Source organism: Streptomyces sp. NPDC093252 (assembly GCF_040683675.1).
Lineage (GTDB): Bacteria > Actinomycetota > Actinomycetes > Streptomycetales > Streptomycetaceae > Streptomyces.
The window spans coordinates 184,537-201,120 of record NZ_JBFBEM010000003.1 but is presented as its reverse complement, the minus strand read 5'-3'; the positions used below and the strand labels follow the sequence as shown (position 1 = coordinate 201,120).

The window sequence follows — 16,584 nt, the reverse complement described above, 5'->3', positions numbered from 1 at the left end:
TATCTGCTGCCACGCCCGCACCCTAATTCGTACCCCGGGTAACTTTCCCCTTCCCGCCCCCTACCCGTCGGTACGTTCCTCCCCTACCCTCCCCATTGCGCCAGTGTTCACTGGCGTGGTTCTCGGTGATGAGTGGAGGCGGCCGATGGCTCAGCACATCCCGGAGGGGGCGCCGCGCGAGCATGTGCGCGTCGCCGTGATCGGGTCCGGCTTCGGCGGGCTCGGGGCGGCCGTACGACTGCGGCGCGAGGGTGTCACCGACTTCGTGGTGCTGGAGCGCGCCGATTCCGTCGGTGGCACCTGGCGCGACAACAGCTACCCGGGGTGCGCCTGCGACGTCCCCTCCCACCTCTACTCCTTCTCCTTCGCCCCGAACCCCGACTGGCCGCGCACCTTCTCCGGGCAGGAGCACATCCGCGCCTATCTGGAGCGGGTCGCCGATGTCTTCGGGCTCCGCCCCCATCTGCGGTTCGGCGCCGAGGTCAAGCGGCTGACCTGGGACGCGGCCGAGCTGTGGTGGGTCATCGAGACCGGCGCCGGGACGCTGACCGCCGATGTCGTCGTCTCCGCGACCGGGCCGCTGTCCGAGCCCAAGGTCCCCGACATCCCCGGCCTCGGCACCTTCCCCGGGAAGGTCTTCCACTCCGCCCGCTGGGACCACGGCTACGACCTGCGCGGCAAGCGGGTCGCCCTGGTCGGCACCGGCGCCTCCGCCATCCAGATCGCCCCCGCGATCCAGCCCGAGGTGGCGAAACTGGTGCTGTTCCAGCGGACGCCCCCCTGGGTCATGCCCCGCGTCGACCGGGTGATCAGCGGCCCCGAGCGCCGCCTGCACCGGACGCTGCCGCTGACCGCGCGGGCCCGGCGCGCCCTGCTCTGGGGCATCCGGGAGATGCAGGTCCAGGCGTTCACCAAGCACCCCGACGAACTGGGGATCGTGGAGCACCTGGCGCGGCGGAACATCGCCCGCGCCATCAAGGACCCCGCCCTGCGCGCCCGCCTCACCCCCGACTACCGCATCGGCTGCAAGCGCATCCTGCTCTCCAGCACCTACTACCCGGCCCTCGCCCGCCCCAATGTGGAGGTGGTGGCGAGCGGACTGAGCGAGGTGCGCGGCCCGACGGTCGTCGGGGCGGACGGGACGGAGGCCGAGGTCGACGCGATCGTCTTCGGCACGGGCTTCCATGTCACCGATCTGCCGATCGCCGAGCGCGTGGTCGGGGTCGGCGGGCGCACCCTCGCCGAGGCGTGGCGGGGCGGGATGGAGTCGCTGCGGGGCGCCTCGGCCGCCAGGTTCCCGAACTGGCTGAGCATCATCGGGCCCAACACCGGCCTCGGGAACTCCTCGATGATCCTGATGATCGAGTCCCAGTTGGCCTACCTCGCCGACTATCTGCGCCGGCTCGACGTGCTGGGCGGCCGGGTCGCCCTCGACGCCCGCCCCGGCGCGGTCGCCGCCTGGAACCGGCGGGTCCAGGAGCGGATGCGGCGGACGGTGTGGAACACCGGGGGCTGCACGAGCTGGTACCTGGACGCCGCCGGACGCAACACCACGGTCTGGCCGGGCACCACGGCAGAGTTCCGCCGGGCGACCCGCCGGGTGGACCTCACCGAGTACGAGGTCCTGCGCGCCGGGGATGGGGTTGTCGGGGACGGGGACGGGGCCGGGGACGGGGCCGTGATCGGGGATGGTGCCGGTGCCGGTGCCGTCGCGCCGGGTGCCCGGGGGGAGGAGGTGAGCGCCGCGTGAGCCGCCTCACCACCCGCCTCACCACCCGCACGCCCCCCGGCCCGTACGACGCCCCCGTCCCCGCCCGCGAGCTGACCGCCGTCTCGGCGGACGGCGCCCGGCTCCATGTCGAGGCGCACGGCCCCGAGGACGCCCCCGCCGTCGTCCTCGCGCACGGCTGGACCTGCTCGGCCGCCTTCTGGGCCGCCCAGATCCGCGCCCTCCGCGCCGACCACCACGTCATCGCCTACGACCAGCGCGGCCACGGCCGCTCCCCGGCCGACCCGCGCTGCGGCACGGCGGAACTCGCCGACGACCTGGAGGCGGTCCTGCGCACCGCGCTGCCCCCGGGCGGGCGGGCCGTCGTCGCCGGGCACTCCATGGGCGGGATGACGGTACTGGCGGCGGCCGGGCGCGAGGGCTTCCGGGAGCGGACGGCGGCGGTCCTGCTGTGCAGCACCGGCAGCGGGCGGCTGGTCGCCGGGTCGACGGTCCTGCCCTTGCGGCCGGGCCGGTTGCGCACGGCACTCACCGGGCGCGTCCTCGGCTCGCGCGCCCCACTGGGACCGGTCACGCCGGTGGCGCGCGCGGTGCTCAGGTACGCCGCCATGGGTGCCGGTGCCACCCCGGCCATGGTGGACGCCGCCGCCCGGATCGTGCACGCCTGCCCCCGCCGGGTACGCGCCGACTGGTCCCACGTCCTCGCCGCCCTCGACCTCGACGCGGCCGTACCGGAACTGCGGCTGCCGGTCGCGGTGCTGGTGGGCACCCGGGACCGGCTCACCCCGCCCGTGCACGCGCGGGCCCTGGCCGCCGGGCTGCCCCGGTGCGTCGGGCTCACCGAACTGCCCGGGGTCGGCCACATGACCCCCGTCGAGGCACCCGACCTCGTCACGGAGCGGCTCCGCGAGCTGGTGTCCGCCCACCTCACCCCCCGTCCGGTACCCGCCGAGGAGAGCAGCGCATGAACAGGGTCGGTCTCGAAGGACAGGTCGCCGTCGTCACCGGGGCGGCGCGGGGCGTCGGGGAACTCCTCGCCCGCAGGCTCTCGGCGCGCGGCGCGACGGTCGCGCTGGTCGGACTGGAGCCGGACGAGCTGAAGCGGGTGGCGGACCGACTGCCCGGCGAGGGCGGCCACTGGTACGCCGATGTCACCGACGACGAGGCCATGGCACGGGTCGCGGCGGAGGTGCGGGAGCGGTTCGGGAAGGTCGACATCGTCGTCGCCAACGCCGGGGTCGCGGCGGGCGGACCCTTCACCGGCTCCGACCCGGGGGCGTGGCGGCGGGTGATAGAGGTCAACCTCATCGGCTCGGCGGTCACCGCGCGCGCCTTCCTGCCGCTGCTGACCGAGAGCCGGGGCTATCTCCTCCAGATCGCCTCCCTCGCCGCGATCACCCCGGCGCCGCTGATGACCGCGTACTGCGCGTCCAAGTCGGGGGTGGAGGCGTTCGCGCACTGTCTGCGCGCCGAGGTGGGGCATCAGGGGGTGCGGGTCGGGGTCGCGTATCTGTCCTGGACCGACACGGACATGGTGCGCGGGGCCGATCAGGACGCGGTGCTGCGGGAGCTGCGGCAGCGGTTGCCGTGGCCGGCGCGGAAGACGTACCCGCTCGGTCCGGCGGTGGACCGGATCGTCGCCGGGATCGAGCGGCGGGGGGCGCATGTGTACGCGCAGGGGTGGCTGCGGGGGATGCAGGGGGTGCGGGGGTACTTGCCGGGGGTGGTGGGGGTGGTGGGGTTGCGTGAGGTGCGGAGGGTCGCGGGGCGGTTGGGGGGAGTGGGGACGGGGTTGGTGGGGGCGGGTGGGGTTGCGGATGAACGGGGGCGGGAGGGGTGAGGGGGGTGCGGGGTGCGTTGCCGGGTGCGGGTGGGTGGGGGCTGGTCGCGCAGTTCCCCGCGCCCCTAAAAGCGGAAGTCCCCAGCGCCCCTAAAAGCCTTTAGGCGTCCCCCCTCTTCGGGAGCTTGGGGCGGGCTCTGTTCGGGACGTTCTCGTAGGTTGGGGGGGTTGCCGGTGGGGATTCGGTCAGGGCGGTGAGGGCCAGGGCCACCGCGTCGTCGAGTTGGGCGTAGCGGCCCTCCGCCCAGTCCAGGGGGGTGCGCAGGGCGGGGACGTCGGGTTCCACGCCGTGGTTCTCCACACCCCACCCGTACGCGTCGAACCAGGCCGCGTTCATCGGGACGGTGATCACCGTGCCGTCGACCAGGCGGTGGCGGCCGGTCATGCCGACGACTCCGCCCCAGGTCCGCTGGCCCACCACCGGGCCGAGACCGAGGAGTTTGAACGCGGCCGTGATCATGTCCCCGTCCGAGGAGGTCGCCTCGTCGGCGAGGGCGACCAGGGGGCCGCGCGGGGCGGTGGACGCGTACGACACCGGCTGGGCGTCCCGGGTGAGGTCCCACCCCAGGATCGTCCGGGTCAGTTTCTCCACCACGAGTTCGCTGATGTGGCCGCCGGAGTTGCCCCGGACGTCGACGATCAGCGCCGGGCGGGACATCTCCATCCGCAGATCGCGGTTGAACTGGGCCCAGCCCGAGCCGCCCAGGTCGGGGATGTGGAGATAGCCGCAGCGGCCGTCGCTGAGGGCCCGCACCACCGCCCGGCGCTTGGTCACCCAGTCCTGGTAGCGCAGCGGGCGTTCGTCCACCAGCGGGATCACCGCCACCCGGCGGGCCGGACCCGCCGCCCCCTCCGCCGGGGTGAACGTCAGCTCCACCGTCGTCCCGCCCGCCCCGGCGAGTAGCGGGTAGGGGCCGGTCACCGGGTCCACCGGCCTGCCGTCGACATGGGTGAGGACCGCGCCCTCGCGGATCCCCGTCCCGGCCAGCGGGGAGCGGGCCTTGGAGTCGGAGGAGTCGCCGGGCAGGATCCGGCCGACCTGCCACGCCCCGTCCCGGGGGACCAGATCGGCGCCCAGCAGGCCCTGGCGGCGCTGGTAGTGCGGGGGGCCCTCGTTGCGGCGGGCGGGGGTGACATAGGCGTGGGAGGTGCCGAGTTCGCCGAGCACCTCGCGCAGCAGGTCGGCGAACTCGTCGGGGGTCGCCACCCGGTCCACCAGGGGCCGGTACTGGGCGAGGATCCCCGGCCAGTCGATGCCGCTCATGCCGGGGTCCCAGAAGTAGTCCCGGGTCAGCCGCCCGGCCTCGGCGTACGCCTGGCGCCACTCCGCGCCCGGGTCGGCCTCGTGCAGGATGCGGCGCAGATCGATCCAGGTGGTGGTCTCGCCGTCGGCCGCCTCGGTCGCGGGGACGACGCGCAGCTCGTCCTCGTCCATCACCACCACCCGTGAGCCGTCGCCGCTGAGCGCGAACCAGTCGAGATGGTCCACCAGTGGGGACTTGCGGGCCTTGGCGATGCCGAAGTACTCCAGGGTCGGGCGGCCGGTGGTGTCGGCGGGGTTGGCGAAGGTCTCGCCGAGGGCGCCCGAGATCGGCCAGCGCAGCCAGATCAGCCCGCCGCCCGCGACCGGGCTCAGCGCCGAGTACTTGGAGGCGGCGACCGGGAACGGCGTCACCCGGCTCTCCAGCCCTTCGATCTCCACGGTCACGGCGACGACCGGGCCCGTGCCGGTGCCCATGTCCGCCTCGCCCTCGCCCTCCGCGACGGCCGGTTCCGCCGACTCCACCGGGTCCCAGCCGCCCGCCGCCGGACGGCCGTCGGGGGAGAGGGCGAAGGGGGAGGGGGTGGCGGAGGAGAGCGGCACCAGATACGGGCGGCAGCCCAGCGGGAAGGAGAGGTCGCCGGTGTGGACGTCGTACACCGGGTCGAAGCCGCGCCAGGAGAGGAAGGCGAGATAGCGGCCGTCGCGGGTGAAGACCGGGTTCTCGTCCTCGAAGCGGCCATTGGTGACGTCGGTGATCAGCCGGTCCTTGATGCGGGCGAGTTTGATCTGCCGCAGGGAGCGGCCGATACCGGGGTGGGACCAGGTGAGCCAGGCCCCGTCCGGGGAGAACGCGAGATCGCGGACGGGGCCGTTGAGGGAGTGGATCAGCTCGGTGACCTCTCCGCCGGAGCCCCCGTCGTCGGGGTCCTCTCTCGCGTCGAGGAGCAGCAGGCGGCCGTCGTGGGTGGCCAGGGCGAGGCGTTCGCCCTGGGGGTCGGCGACGAGTTCCAGGACCCGGCCCAGCGCGCCGGACGCGAGGCGCCGGGCGGGCCGGTCGCCGCTGGCGCGGGGCAGGGAGGCGATCTCGACGGCGTCCTCGCCCTCCGCGTCCGTGACATAGGCGACCCGGCCGCCCGCGCCGAGCATCTCCGGCAGCCGGACCCGGACGCCCGGGGTGTCGGCGAGGGTGCGGGCGGGGCCGTCGCGGTGGGTGAGCCAGTACAGGCTGCCGCGCACGGCGACGGCGCCGGCCCGCCCGGTCTCGTCCACCGACAGCCCGTCCACGTGCTGGGCGGCCGGGACCTGGTAGGGGCGGCGGCCGGTGCGGGGCCCGCCGAGCCGGATGTCGAGGCGGCGCGGTACGGCGGTGGGGGAGAGGTCGTCGACGAGCCACAGGTCACCGGCGCACTGGTAGACCACGCGGGTGCCGTCACCGGCGGCGTTGCGGGCGTAGAAGGCGTCGTGGTCGGTGTGGCGGCGCAGGCCGGTGCCGTCGTGGGCGCAGGAGTAGAGGTTGCCGACGCCCTCGTGGTCGGAGAGGAAGGCGATGCGGTCGCCGAGGAACACCGGGTCGGCGAGATGCCCGCCGAGGTCTTCGAGGAGACGGCGGCCGTGCAGCCAGAGGCGGCCGGTGGCGCCGCCCCGGTAGCGCTTCCAGGAGGCGGGTTCGTGCGGCGGGGTGCCGGTGAGGAGGAGGGTGCGGCGCTCGGCGCCGAGACCGGCGACCTGGATGTCCGAGACCGGGCCCCAGGGCAGTCTGCGGCCGGGGTCGCCGTCGGGGCGGAGCTGGTGGGACCAGGTGAAGTAGGAGAACGGCTCGCCGTGCGAGGCGACGGCGAGGATCTCGGGCTCCTCGCCGTCCGGCCCCGGCGGGGTCCAGCCGCGGACCCGGGTGTCGGCGCTGCCCCAGTAGGTGAGCTGCCGGGCGGGGCTCCCGCCGTCGACCGGGACGAGATGGATCTCCGGGGCGAGGCTGCGCCAGCTCGTGTAGGCGAGGTGGCGGCCGTCGGGCGAGAAGCGGGGGTGACCGGCCCTGGTCCGGTCGGCGGTCAGCCGCCAGGCGCGCCCGGCCCGCCCGGTGCCGTCGAGGGGGGCCAGCCAGAGATCGTCCTCGGTCACGAAGCACAGCAGATCGCCGTGGAGATGGGGCATGCGCAGATAGCTCACCTCCCCATGTTTTTCCGGGGGGAGGGGGCGGGCAACTCGTCCATGCGGGCCGTGTCGGGGCGGGTCGCCCGTCGCCCTCTTTAGATATTCTTTACGAAAGTGACCCAACACACGTACGAAACGGTTTCGTTTCGCTTGTTGCGCCGCTATATTCGTCGTGTACGAACACCGCTGTCCGTCACCGGAGAGGAAAGGCGAGGGACATGACTGAAGTCGCAACGGCGCGTCGCAGTCGGCTCACGCCCGAGCGCGAGGCCGAGCTGTACGAGGCCGTGCTCGATCTGCTCCGGGAAGTCGGCTACGACGCCCTCACCATGGACGCCGTGGCCGCCCGCACCCGGTCCAGCAAGGCCACCCTCTACCGCCAGTGGGGCGGCAAGGCGCAGTTGGTCGTCCGGGCGCTCCGGCACGGCAAACCCCATCACCTGGACGAGATCGACACCGGCTCGCTCCGCGGTGACCTGCACGCGATGGCCCTCACGGAGGACGACTGCTCCATCGAGCAGAACGCGGCGCTGATGCGGGGGATCGCCATGGCGATCCACTCCAACCCGGATCTGCGCGAGGCGTTCCGGGAGCAGCTCATCGAGCCCGAGATGGCCGAGTTCCGCAAGATCTTCCAGCGGGCCATCGACCGCGGTGAGATCCGCGAGGACTGCCCGGCGCTGAAGTTCATGCTGCACATGATGGTCGGCGGCTTCGCCACCACCACGCTGATGGACGACAAACCGCCCACGCAGAGCTTCCTCGTCTCGTACATCGACGCCGTGGTCCTCCCCGCCCTCGGCCTGCGCACCACCGAAGACTGAGCCTCCGGCCGCAGCCCCGGGCCGAGGATTCCAGTCACCCAACACCACTCACCACCACTCACACCACCCACCCCGCACCTGACGTCACCCGCTCATGTCGTCGGGACGATCACCCCTGCGTCGCCGCCGGGCTGATCACCCCTGCCCCGATGTTTTCCCCACGACCATGACCGGGAGTACGCCCTCGTGGCCACGTTCCTCTACAAACTCGGCCGTCTCGCCTTCCGGCGACGGCACTTCGTCGTCCTGATATGGGTGGCGATGCTGACCCTCGTCGGAGTGGGCGCGGCGAGCGCCCCCGCCGCGGGTTCCGGTTCCTTCTCGATACCCGGCACGGAGGCGCAGCGCGCCTTCGACCTGCTGGAAGAGCGCTTCCCCGGCTCCGCCGCCGACGGTGCCACCGCCCGGGTGGTCTTCAAGGCCCCCGAGGGCGAGTCGATGAACGACGCCGGGCACAAGTCCGTCGTCGAGGACACCGTCCGGGAGCTGACCGACGGTGCCGAGGTCACCTCGGTCACCGACCCCTACACCGCCAACGCGGTGAGCCAGGACGGCACGACGGCCTATGTCTCCGTCGCCTACGACGTCTCCGGCATGGAGCTGGCGGACTCCACCAAGGACGCCCTGGAAGCCGCGGCGGCCGACGCCCGGGACACCGGCCTGACGGTGGAGATCGGCGGTGACGCCCTCCAGGCCATGCCGCACACCGGCACCGGCGAGATCATCGGTATCGCGGTCGCGGCCATCGTCCTGGTCATCACGCTGGGCTCGCTGATCGCCGCCGGGCTCCCGCTGCTCACCGCGATCATCGGCGTCGGGATCGGCGTCGGCTCCATCACGGCGCTGGCCAGCACGCTCGACCTGGGCTCCACCACCTCCACCCTGGCGATGATGATCGGCCTCGCGGTCGGTATCGACTACGCCCTGTTCATCGTCTCCCGCTACCGCGCGGAACTCGCCGAGGGCCGCGACCGTGAGGAAGCGGTGGGCCGGGCGGTCGGTACGGCGGGCTCGGCGGTGGTGTTCGCGGGCCTGACCGTCGTCATCGCCCTCGCCGGTCTCGCGGTCGTCAACATCCCGATGCTGACCAAGATGGGTCTCGCGGCGGCGGGCACGGTCGTGGTGGCCGTCGTCATCGCCCTCACCATGATCCCGGCGCTGCTCGGCTACGCGGGCCGCAAGGTCCAGCCGGCGGGCGCGAAGGGCAAGCTCCTGGGCCGGAAGAAGGCCGAGGCCGCCCCCGCGGAGGCCAAGCCGAACATGGGCACCCGCTGGGCGAGCTTCGTCGTCCGCCGCCCGCTGGCCGTCCTGCTGGTCGGAATCGTCGGCCTCGGTGCCGCCGCGATCCCGGTCGGCTCGATGCAGATGGGTCTGCCGGACGACGGCTCCCAGCCCACCGACACCACCCAGCGCCGCGCCTACGACCTCCTCTCCGACGGTTTCGGCCCCGGCTTCAACGGTCCGCTGATGATCGTCACGGACGCCCGCGCGAGCGACGACCCGGAGGCGGCGGCGAACCAGGTCGTGGACCGCATCGAGGCCCTGGACGGCGTCGTCACGGTCACGCCCCCCACCCCGAACGAGGCGGGCGACACCTACACGATCACCGTCATCCCCGACTCCAAGCCGTCGTCCGTCGAGACGGAGGACCTGGTCCACGCGATCCGTGACGCGGGCGGCGACATCGCCACCGACACGGGCGCGAACGTCCTGGTCACCGGCACGACCGCGATGAACATCGACTTCTCGCAGAAGATGAACGACGCGCTGATCCCGTATCTGGCGCTGGTGGTGGGCCTCGCCTTCCTCCTCCTCATCCTCGTCTTCCGCTCGATCCTGGTCCCCCTGAAGGCGGCGCTCGGCTTCCTCCTGAGCGTCCTCGCGGCCCTCGGCGCGGTCGTAGCCGTCTTCCAGTGGGGCTGGTTCGCCAACGTCATCGGGGTCGAGGGGACCGGCCCGATCATGTCGATGATGCCGATCTTCATGGTGGGCGTGGTGTTCGGTCTGGCCATGGACTACGAGGTGTTCCTCGTGACCCGGATGCGGGAGGCGTTCGTCCACGGCGAGAACCCGACGCAGGCTGTCGTGACCGGCTTCAAGCACGGGGCGCGGGTCGTCGCCGCGGCGGCCGTGATCATGATGGCGGTCTTCGCCGGGTTCATCGGTTCCTCCGACTCCATGGTCAAGATGATCGGCTTCGGCCTCGCCATCGCGGTCTTCTTCGACGCGTTCGTGGTCCGCATGGCCATCGTCCCGGCGGTCCTCGCCCTCCTCGGCAAGCGCGCCTGGTGGCTGCCGCGCTGGCTGGACCGGGCGGTACCCAATGTCGACGTCGAGGGCGAGGGCCTTAAGACCCTGTCCGCCGCCACCGGCTCCGATTCCGACGACGAGAAGGAGCTGGTGCGCGTCTGACGACGCCGTACGGCTCTGCTTGAGACCAGCCGGTGAGGGCTTCCGTGGGGACGGGGCTGCCCTCACCGGCTTCTTTCTGCCCGGACCTCGGCCCAGACGGTCTTCCGCGGATACGGCCCACCACTGACACCCCAGGTGTCGGCCAGCGCCTCCACGAGGAAGAGGCCCCGCCCGGAGACATGGTCGAGGCGAGGGTGGGTGAGCCTGGGCAGATGGTCGCCGAGGGTGTCGGTGACCTCGATGCGGAGGGTGTCCCCGACGGTGTAGAGGGTGAGCCGGAAGCCCCGGTCGGGGACGCGCCCATGGGTGGCGGCGTTGGCGGTCAGCTCTCCGACGATGTTCTCCGCGGGGTCGAGGGGCCAGCCCCAGGAGAGGAGTTGAGCACGGGCGAGGAGGCGGGCTTCCCGGGCGGCTTGGGGGGTTGGGGGGTGGAGGGTGGTGAAGTGGGGGAAGGTGCCGGTCGGTTGCGGAGGGGAAGGGGCGGTTTGGTGGCTCATGTCACCCAGCGTGGCGGGATGTGGTTGCCTTGAGGTGCGGATGTGGCGGTGCGTATCGGTGCTGTCTCACCGTTGTCTCGTGCTGTCTCGTCCCGTCTCGAAGGTGGGGGTCATGAGCAACGAAGCTGCGGCGGAAGCCGATGACGGACGGGAGCCGGAGGACGATGTCGCCTCGCTGGTCCTGATGGTCGGCCGCCTGGTGCAGGTGGCCCGGCGACGGGCCGGGATGAAGGTGGAGGAGTTCGCGAAGGCCATGGGATACACCGCCGACATGATCCGCAAGATCGAGCGGGGGGTGCGGATTCCCCGTCCGGAGTTCCTGGACCGGGCCGATGACGTCCTTCAGGCGCACGGGTATCTGCGGGCGTTCATGGGGGACATGGAGAAGGCGGAGTATCCGAGGAAGGAACGCGAGCTGAAGGCGCTGGAGGACAGGGCCGCAGAACTGACCCAGTACAGCACGCACAACATCCAGGGCCTCTTGCAGACACAGGACTATATGCGGGCGCTGTACGAGATGAGGCAGCCCGTGCACCCGGAAGACGTGGTCGAGCGGGAGATCACAGGGCGCATGGCCCGGAAGTCCATCTTCGAGCGGGAGCCCGCTCCGACGCTCACGTTCATCCAGGAACAGGTCACGCTGGAGCGGCCTTTGGGAGGAAGGAAGGTGCTGCGGGCTCAGCTCGAACACCTTCTGGAGGTGGCTCAGCTACGGAATGTGACCCTTCAGGTCATGCCGACCGACAGGGAAGAGCACGCCGGGACACAGGGCTTGATCGAGGTCCTGAAGTTCGAGGACGGCACCTCGCTGGGGCGCACCGATTCCTGGACCAACAGTCATCGCCGCTTTGTCTCCGACCTCAAGCAGATCCGGATCCTGGACCTGCGGCTCGGCGTGATCCGATCCCAGGCGCTTCCGCCCAGGGAGTCGCGAGCCTTCATTGAGCGCAGACTAGGAGAACTATGAGCGCCACCGAACTGCACTGGTTCAAGAGCAGCTTCAGCGACACCGGCCCTGAAGAGTGTGTCGAGGTCGCCATAACCTCCGCCACCATCCACGTCCGCGACTCCAAGACCCCGACCGAGCCGCACCTCACCGTCACCCGGTCCACCTGGACGGCGTTCGTCGCGCACACCGGCGCCCGCTGACCACCCGCGCCCCCTGCAAGTCCGCACAGGGGGCGCAGCCGCAGGTCAATAGGTGACCCAAGACTCGCCCCCCGCCCGGACAGCGAGGCAGGTCATGGCAACACCCGTACGTGAGGCCCTCGCCAAGGCCCAGCGCTCCGCCCTGCACCTTGAGCTGCGCGATGGCTATATGCGCGACGACCCGGAGTTCATCCGCTGGCAGCAGGGGCACCGCTACGACCCGGCCGACCGCGACGCGTGGTGGCGCCCGTGGCTGGACGTGGTGGCCGGGACGACCCGCCGGGGTGTGGCCATGCGACGGCTGAGGGTCGTGTCCGAGCCGCTCAGCGACTATGTCCGCTACGAGTACGACGGCACCTTCACGAATGTCGCGGCGGGTGAGAACGTCCGCTGGCTCCCGCGCTCGCGGGCGCGCGGCCTGCTGCTGCCCGTACTGGACGGCTGGGTGGTGGACGAGGAGACCGTGATCCTGCATCACTTCAGCGGCGACGGACAGTGGGTCGGCCCGCGCATGGAGGTCGTCCACGACCCGGAGCTGGCGACGCAGTACGTGACGGCGTACGACGCGGCGTGGGGGCGGGCGATTCCGCACGCGGAATACCGGCCTGGCTGACGCCACCGGGCACCCCCCCATGGCCGTATCCGCGTCCTCCAGTGCTCAGCAGGCCCGGCAGGCTCTCGCGGACCGTCTCGCGGAACTCTGCCGGGACGCCGGCCTGTCCGGGCTGGAACTCGCCGAGCGGTGCGGGTGGAGCCGGTCGAAGTCGTCCCGGATCATCAACGCCCGTACCCCTCCGTCGGCCGACGACATCCGCGCCTGGTGCCGGGCGTGCGGTGCCGAGGACCAGACGGAGGACCTGCTCGCCATGGCGCGGACGGCCGAGGGTATGTGGGTGGGCTGGCGGCGTATGGAGCGGGCCGGGCTCAGGGCGGCGCAGGAGGCACGCCTGCCGCTGTACCGGCGCACCCGCCGCTTCCGCTCGTACTCGTCCTGGCTCGTGCCCGGCATGATCCAGACCGAGGCGTACACCACGGCGGCGCTGCGGGCGGTGCAGAAGCGGCGCGGCCTGGTGGACGACGTGGCGGGCGCCGTGGCCGCGCGCATGGAGCGGCAGCGCGTCCTGCACGAGAGAGGGCGCCGGTTCGCCTTCCTGGTCGAGGAGTCGGTGCTGCGGTCCGGGATCGGCGGAACCGGCGTCATGTCAGGACAGCTCAACCATCTGCTCTCGGTCGCCTCGCTCCCCCATGTCAGCCTGGGAGTGGTGCCCATGTCCCCGGAACGGGAACGCTGGCCCGCCGAGGGATTCTGGATCTACGACAGCATCCAGGTCAACGTCGAACTGATCTCGGGCTACCTCACCCTCACCCAGCCCAGCGATGTGGCCCTGTACGCCGAGGCGTTCGCGGAACTGGCGGCGCTGGCCGTGCACGGCCGACCGGCCCGGCAACTGATCGCTTCGGCCATGGACACCCTCGGGTGATGACGTGCAACCCCGTGCACGTCGCTGGGAGACGGACGCCCCCGCTCCCTAACGTAGGCGGTGGACCGCAGGCGCCGTTCACGCGCCCGCCCTCATTGAAAGAACGCGTATGAAACGAATCGTGGCCCGGGTGTGGAAACTCCTGCGCGGCCCGCTGCAATGGCGTCTCCTCTGGTTCGCCCACGCCAAGTTCATGATCGGCGTGACCGGTGTCGTGCGGAACGAGCAAGGGCAGGTGCTTCTGCTCAAGCACCGCATGTGGCCCGCCGACCGCCCCTGGGGACTGCCCACCGGCTACGCCGTGAAGGGCGAGGAGTTCCCGACGACCGTCGTCCGGGAGGTCCGGGAGGAAACCGGCCTCGACGTCGTACCCGGACGGCTGGTCCAGGTGACCAGCGGCTACCAGCTCCGCGTGGAGATCGCCTACGAGGCTCTGCACGTGGGCGGCACCCTCAAGCTCGACGGCTTCGAGATCCTGGAGGCGAAATGGTTCAGCCCGGATGCACTCCCGGAGGGGATGCAGGAGTCTCACATCCGGCTCATCAGGTCCGGGGCGCCGACCTGGCGGGACTCGCCCCGAACGAGTCGGTGACCGGCGCTCGGGCGCGAACCGCGCTGGCAGCCCTGCGCGCCGACCCTTCACCGCTCACGGCGAGGCACCCCGCCCATCTGTTCCGGCCCCTCGCGGACGTCCTCACCGCATGGGAATCGGCCGGAATCGACACCACGATCTTCCGCTCGGGCGTGGCAGCGGCGGGTCGGCGCTGCGCCGAACTCGGGCTGGCGAAGCTGCTCCCCCTCGAACGGGTACTGGTCGGCTGCGCATCCTCGCGTCCCGGGGCCTTCGGCGGATTCCACCATCCCGATCAGGGATACCGGCACCTTCAGATGGCGGCCGTCATCACCTTGTACGGACCCCTGCACCGCCGGGATCCCGAGCCGTCCCGGCTGGTCCTGCTCGATCTGCTGCGCGCCTACGCGCATGACTGCCTCCACTACGGATCGCGCCGGCGGTACGTGGAGGTGGCGGGTACGCCGGTACGGACCCAGTACGGAATCAACTACCGCCGCCCCGGTGGACAGTCCTACTCGGCCGCAGACAGCCAGGGCAGCCATCACACCCGGAACATCGGCACCGTCATGGAAGGCGCCTGCGACAGAGAGGCCCGCACCCTCACCCGGGAGACGGTCGAACGCCTCGGCGTGGCGGAACCCCGAGACCCGCTCGACGCCGTCGCCTTCCGGGACGTGACTGGCACGCTGGCGGAAGCCGACATCAGGCTCCCGGTGGCCGGGCCGGAGGACAGGGAGCAGGCGCAGTACATGGCGGCCCTCGCCGCCTACGAGAAGGGTGTCAACCGCCGGTACGCCCGCTTCCTCGCGGAATTCGCTCCCGGCGAGGAGCAGGACTGCCACACACGCCTTCTCACCGCCGTCATCAGCGGGCACCTGACCGAACTGGGGGCATGGCTGGACGAACGACACGGACCCGGCACCTTCTCGGGCCTGTTCCGGACGCCGGGGTACTTCGACCCCTGCCTGACAGCTTGAGACAGTCGGCCTCGCCCTTCAGCCTTCCCACGGCGGGCGCAGCACCTCCCCCGGAGGACCGGCACTTCCACGGCGTGTCCCTAGCAGTGGCTAGCCCTCGTACGACCGCACAAGACGCGCGAGCTGTCGGCCCGCCACCTCCAGCGGCTGCTCGCTTCGGTTGACCTGGGCGGTGACCTCGGCGCCCTCCAGGGTGCAGATGACAGTGGTCGCCAGTTCCCGGGCGTGCTCGGCGGGGAAGCCGGAGCGCAGCAGCTTGTCGTGGACCAACTGCTCCCAGTCGCGCAGGGCGTCGGCGCACGCCCGCTGGATCTCCGAGTCGGTGCCGAGGGTCTCCAGAGCCGCCGCCGTGACGGGGCAGCCGTCGATCCAGCCCGACTCGCGCAGCTCGTCGCCGAGCTGCCGGGCGCAGGCCGTCACCGCCTCCGCCGGGTCCTCCTCGCTGTCCAGCGCCTTGCGCAGGAGCGTCGCGAACTCCTCGGTGCTGTGCTTGATCGCGGCGACCGCGACCGCCTCCTTGCCGCCCGGGAAGAAGTGGTAGACGGAGCCGAGGGTGGCCTGCGCCTCCTGGGCGATCTGCTTGATGCCCGTGCCGACATAGCCCTGCCGTTGCAGGAGGCGTGCGGCGGCGACGACGATCCGGTCCCGTGTGCTGGTCTGCATGCAGCCACCGTAGCGGCCCGTTGGGTAGAGCGTTCGTTCTAGAGCCGTGGTACCTTCTTGCCGTGCTCTCTAAATAGAGCGCTCGTTTTAGTGATGGACGGATGGAGAACCCAGCATGCGCAGCACCGAGCAGCCCCAGTCCCAGTCCCAGTCCCAGTCGGTCACCGTCATCGGTCTCGGGCCCATGGGGCAGGCCATGGCCGGTGCCTTCCTCGACCGCGGCTACGACGTCACCGTCTGGAACCGCACCGCCTCGCGCGCGGACGACCTGGTCGCCCGCGGGGCGGTGCTCGCACCGAACGTGACGGAGGCCCTTGCCTCCCATGAGCTGGTGATCCTCAGCCTCACGGACTACGACGCCATGTACGCCGCACTCGGTCCGGCTGAAGCCGCGCTCACCGGCCGGGTTCTGGTGAATCTCAGTTCGGACACGCCCGAAAGGGCCCGGACCGCGGCCCGTTGGGCGGCCGAGCGGGGTGCCGTGCAGTTGACCGGGGGCGTCACCGTGCCGCCGTCCGGGATCGGCCGGGCCGAATCGGCGACCTTCTACAGCGGCCCGCGTGAGGTCTTCGACCGGCACCGGCCCGCGCTCGAAGTCATCACCGGGCGGACCGACCACCGGGGGGAGGACCCCGGGCTCGCGGCGCTCATGTACCAGATCGGCATGGGCATGTTCTGGACCTCCATGCTGAGCTACTGGCAGGCCATCGCCCTCGCCGACGCCAACGGCCTGTCGGCGGCGGACATCCTGCCGCACGCCGTGGAGACCGCGCACTCGCTGCCGGGATTCTTCTCCTTCTACGCCGAGCGCGTCGACGCCGGGCGGCACACCGGCGACGTGGACCGCCTCGCCATGGGGACGGCCAGCGTCGAGCACGTCCGGCACACCCACGCCGACGCGGGAGTCGACACCACGCTCCCGGCCTCGGTCGTGGAGCTGTTCCGGCGCGGCATGGACGCCGGGCACGCCGCTGACAGCTTCTCCGCCCTGGTGGAGCTGATGAAGAAGGGCGAGGCATAGCC

15 protein-coding genes are annotated in these 16,584 nt (G+C 71.7%); 12 read left to right on the top strand and 3 right to left on the bottom strand.

The features are described from left to right. Positions 1 to 145: 145 nt before the first annotated feature. The 3 genes from AB0O01_RS06855 to AB0O01_RS06845 are packed head-to-tail and all read left to right on the top strand — an operon-like array spanning position 146 to position 3,569. A complete protein-coding gene (locus tag AB0O01_RS06855; protein ID WP_365311424.1) occupies positions 146 to 1,750 on the top strand; it encodes an NAD(P)/FAD-dependent oxidoreductase in 1,605 nt (534 codons plus the stop codon). After that, positions 1,747 to 2,697: an alpha/beta hydrolase gene (locus AB0O01_RS06850; RefSeq protein ID WP_365311423.1), complete on the top strand. Its 951-nt coding sequence runs from the start codon at positions 1,747 to 1,749 to the stop codon at positions 2,695 to 2,697. The genes AB0O01_RS06855 and AB0O01_RS06850 overlap by 4 nt, the downstream gene beginning before the upstream one ends. Further along, on the top strand, positions 2,694 to 3,569 hold the full coding sequence (locus AB0O01_RS06845) for an SDR family oxidoreductase (RefSeq protein WP_365311422.1): 876 nt from the start codon (positions 2,694 to 2,696) through the stop codon (positions 3,567 to 3,569). The genes AB0O01_RS06850 and AB0O01_RS06845 overlap by 4 nt, the downstream gene beginning before the upstream one ends. A gap of 100 nt (positions 3,570 to 3,669) precedes the next feature. Here the strand turns inward: AB0O01_RS06845 and AB0O01_RS06840 are convergent, their stop codons facing one another. Beyond that, a complete protein-coding gene (locus AB0O01_RS06840) occupies positions 3,670 to 6,999 on the bottom strand; it encodes a S41 family peptidase (protein WP_365311421.1) in 3,330 nt (1,109 codons plus the stop codon). 203 nt (positions 7,000 to 7,202) lie between these two features. On the opposite strand from AB0O01_RS06840, the gene AB0O01_RS06835 reads away from it, so the two are divergent. Then, positions 7,203 to 7,808: a TetR/AcrR family transcriptional regulator gene (locus AB0O01_RS06835; protein WP_365311420.1), complete on the top strand. Its 606-nt coding sequence runs from the start codon at positions 7,203 to 7,205 to the stop codon at positions 7,806 to 7,808. Positions 7,809 to 7,994: 186 nt separating this feature from the next. Next, positions 7,995 to 10,220 (top strand): MMPL family transporter, encoded by a 2,226-nt coding sequence (locus AB0O01_RS06830; RefSeq protein WP_365311419.1) that lies wholly within the window; start codon positions 7,995 to 7,997, stop codon positions 10,218 to 10,220. Positions 10,221 to 10,282: 62 nt separating this feature from the next. On the opposite strand, the gene AB0O01_RS06825 is transcribed toward AB0O01_RS06830, so the two are convergent. Further along, a complete protein-coding gene (locus tag AB0O01_RS06825) occupies positions 10,283 to 10,717 on the bottom strand; it encodes an ATP-binding protein (protein WP_365311418.1) in 435 nt (144 codons plus the stop codon). A gap of 112 nt (positions 10,718 to 10,829) precedes the next feature. On the opposite strand from AB0O01_RS06825, the gene AB0O01_RS06820 reads away from it, so the two are divergent. From AB0O01_RS06820 to AB0O01_RS06795, 6 genes are all read left to right on the top strand, one after another. Then, positions 10,830 to 11,684 carry a helix-turn-helix transcriptional regulator gene (locus AB0O01_RS06820; protein ID WP_365311417.1) on the top strand — a complete coding sequence of 285 codons (855 nt, stop codon included), beginning with the start codon at positions 10,830 to 10,832 and terminating at the stop codon, positions 11,682 to 11,684. Continuing rightward, positions 11,681 to 11,866: a DUF397 domain-containing protein gene (locus AB0O01_RS06815; protein ID WP_365311416.1), complete on the top strand. Its 186-nt coding sequence runs from the start codon at positions 11,681 to 11,683 to the stop codon at positions 11,864 to 11,866. Before AB0O01_RS06820 ends, AB0O01_RS06815 begins: the two co-directional genes overlap by 4 nt. A gap of 94 nt (positions 11,867 to 11,960) precedes the next feature. Next, entirely contained in the window at positions 11,961 to 12,479 is a 519-nt protein-coding gene (locus AB0O01_RS06810) for a DUF6879 family protein (protein ID WP_365311415.1), read from the top strand. 19 nt (positions 12,480 to 12,498) lie between these two features. Next, on the top strand, positions 12,499 to 13,347 hold the full coding sequence (locus AB0O01_RS06805; protein ID WP_365311414.1) for a helix-turn-helix transcriptional regulator: 849 nt from the start codon (positions 12,499 to 12,501) through the stop codon (positions 13,345 to 13,347). Between the two features lie 109 nt (positions 13,348 to 13,456). Then, on the top strand, positions 13,457 to 13,939 hold the full coding sequence (locus AB0O01_RS06800; protein WP_365311413.1) for an NUDIX domain-containing protein: 483 nt from the start codon (positions 13,457 to 13,459) through the stop codon (positions 13,937 to 13,939). Further along, entirely contained in the window at positions 13,936 to 14,898 is a 963-nt protein-coding gene (locus AB0O01_RS06795; protein WP_365311412.1) for a hypothetical protein, read from the top strand. Before AB0O01_RS06800 ends, AB0O01_RS06795 begins: the two co-directional genes overlap by 4 nt. Before the next feature lie 90 nt (positions 14,899 to 14,988). Here AB0O01_RS06795 and AB0O01_RS06790 read toward each other — a convergent pair whose 3' ends face one another. Next, entirely contained in the window at positions 14,989 to 15,561 is a 573-nt protein-coding gene (locus AB0O01_RS06790) for a TetR/AcrR family transcriptional regulator (protein ID WP_365311411.1), read from the bottom strand. Positions 15,562 to 15,676: 115 nt separating this feature from the next. Here AB0O01_RS06790 and AB0O01_RS06785 point away from each other — a divergent pair, with 115 nt between their 5' ends. Next, a complete protein-coding gene (locus AB0O01_RS06785) occupies positions 15,677 to 16,582 on the top strand; it encodes an NAD(P)-binding domain-containing protein (RefSeq protein WP_365311410.1) in 906 nt (301 codons plus the stop codon). Positions 16,583 to 16,584: the final 2 nt, after the last annotated feature.

Excerpts from the sequence above, each read along its gene's own strand:
- AB0O01_RS06855 (WP_365311424.1), top strand. The coding sequence starts at position 146 with ATGGCTCAGCACATCCCGGAGGGGGCGCCGCGCGAGCATGTGCGCGTC.
- AB0O01_RS06845 (WP_365311422.1), top strand. The coding sequence starts at position 2,694 with ATGAACAGGGTCGGTCTCGAAGGACAGGTCGCCGTCGTCACCGGGGCG.
- AB0O01_RS06835 (WP_365311420.1), top strand. The coding sequence starts at position 7,203 with ATGACTGAAGTCGCAACGGCGCGTCGCAGTCGGCTCACGCCCGAGCGC.
- AB0O01_RS06825 (WP_365311418.1), bottom strand. The coding sequence starts at position 10,717 with ATGAGCCACCAAACCGCCCCTTCCCCTCCGCAACCGACCGGCACCTTC.
- AB0O01_RS06820 (WP_365311417.1), top strand. The coding sequence starts at position 10,830 with ATGAGCAACGAAGCTGCGGCGGAAGCCGATGACGGACGGGAGCCGGAG.
- AB0O01_RS06815 (WP_365311416.1), top strand. The coding sequence starts at position 11,681 with ATGAGCGCCACCGAACTGCACTGGTTCAAGAGCAGCTTCAGCGACACC.
- AB0O01_RS06810 (WP_365311415.1), top strand. The coding sequence starts at position 11,961 with ATGGCAACACCCGTACGTGAGGCCCTCGCCAAGGCCCAGCGCTCCGCC.
- AB0O01_RS06805 (WP_365311414.1), top strand. The coding sequence starts at position 12,499 with ATGGCCGTATCCGCGTCCTCCAGTGCTCAGCAGGCCCGGCAGGCTCTC.
- AB0O01_RS06800 (WP_365311413.1), top strand. The coding sequence starts at position 13,457 with ATGAAACGAATCGTGGCCCGGGTGTGGAAACTCCTGCGCGGCCCGCTG.
- AB0O01_RS06790 (WP_365311411.1), bottom strand. The coding sequence starts at position 15,561 with ATGCAGACCAGCACACGGGACCGGATCGTCGTCGCCGCCGCACGCCTC.
- AB0O01_RS06785 (WP_365311410.1), top strand. The coding sequence starts at position 15,677 with ATGCGCAGCACCGAGCAGCCCCAGTCCCAGTCCCAGTCCCAGTCGGTC.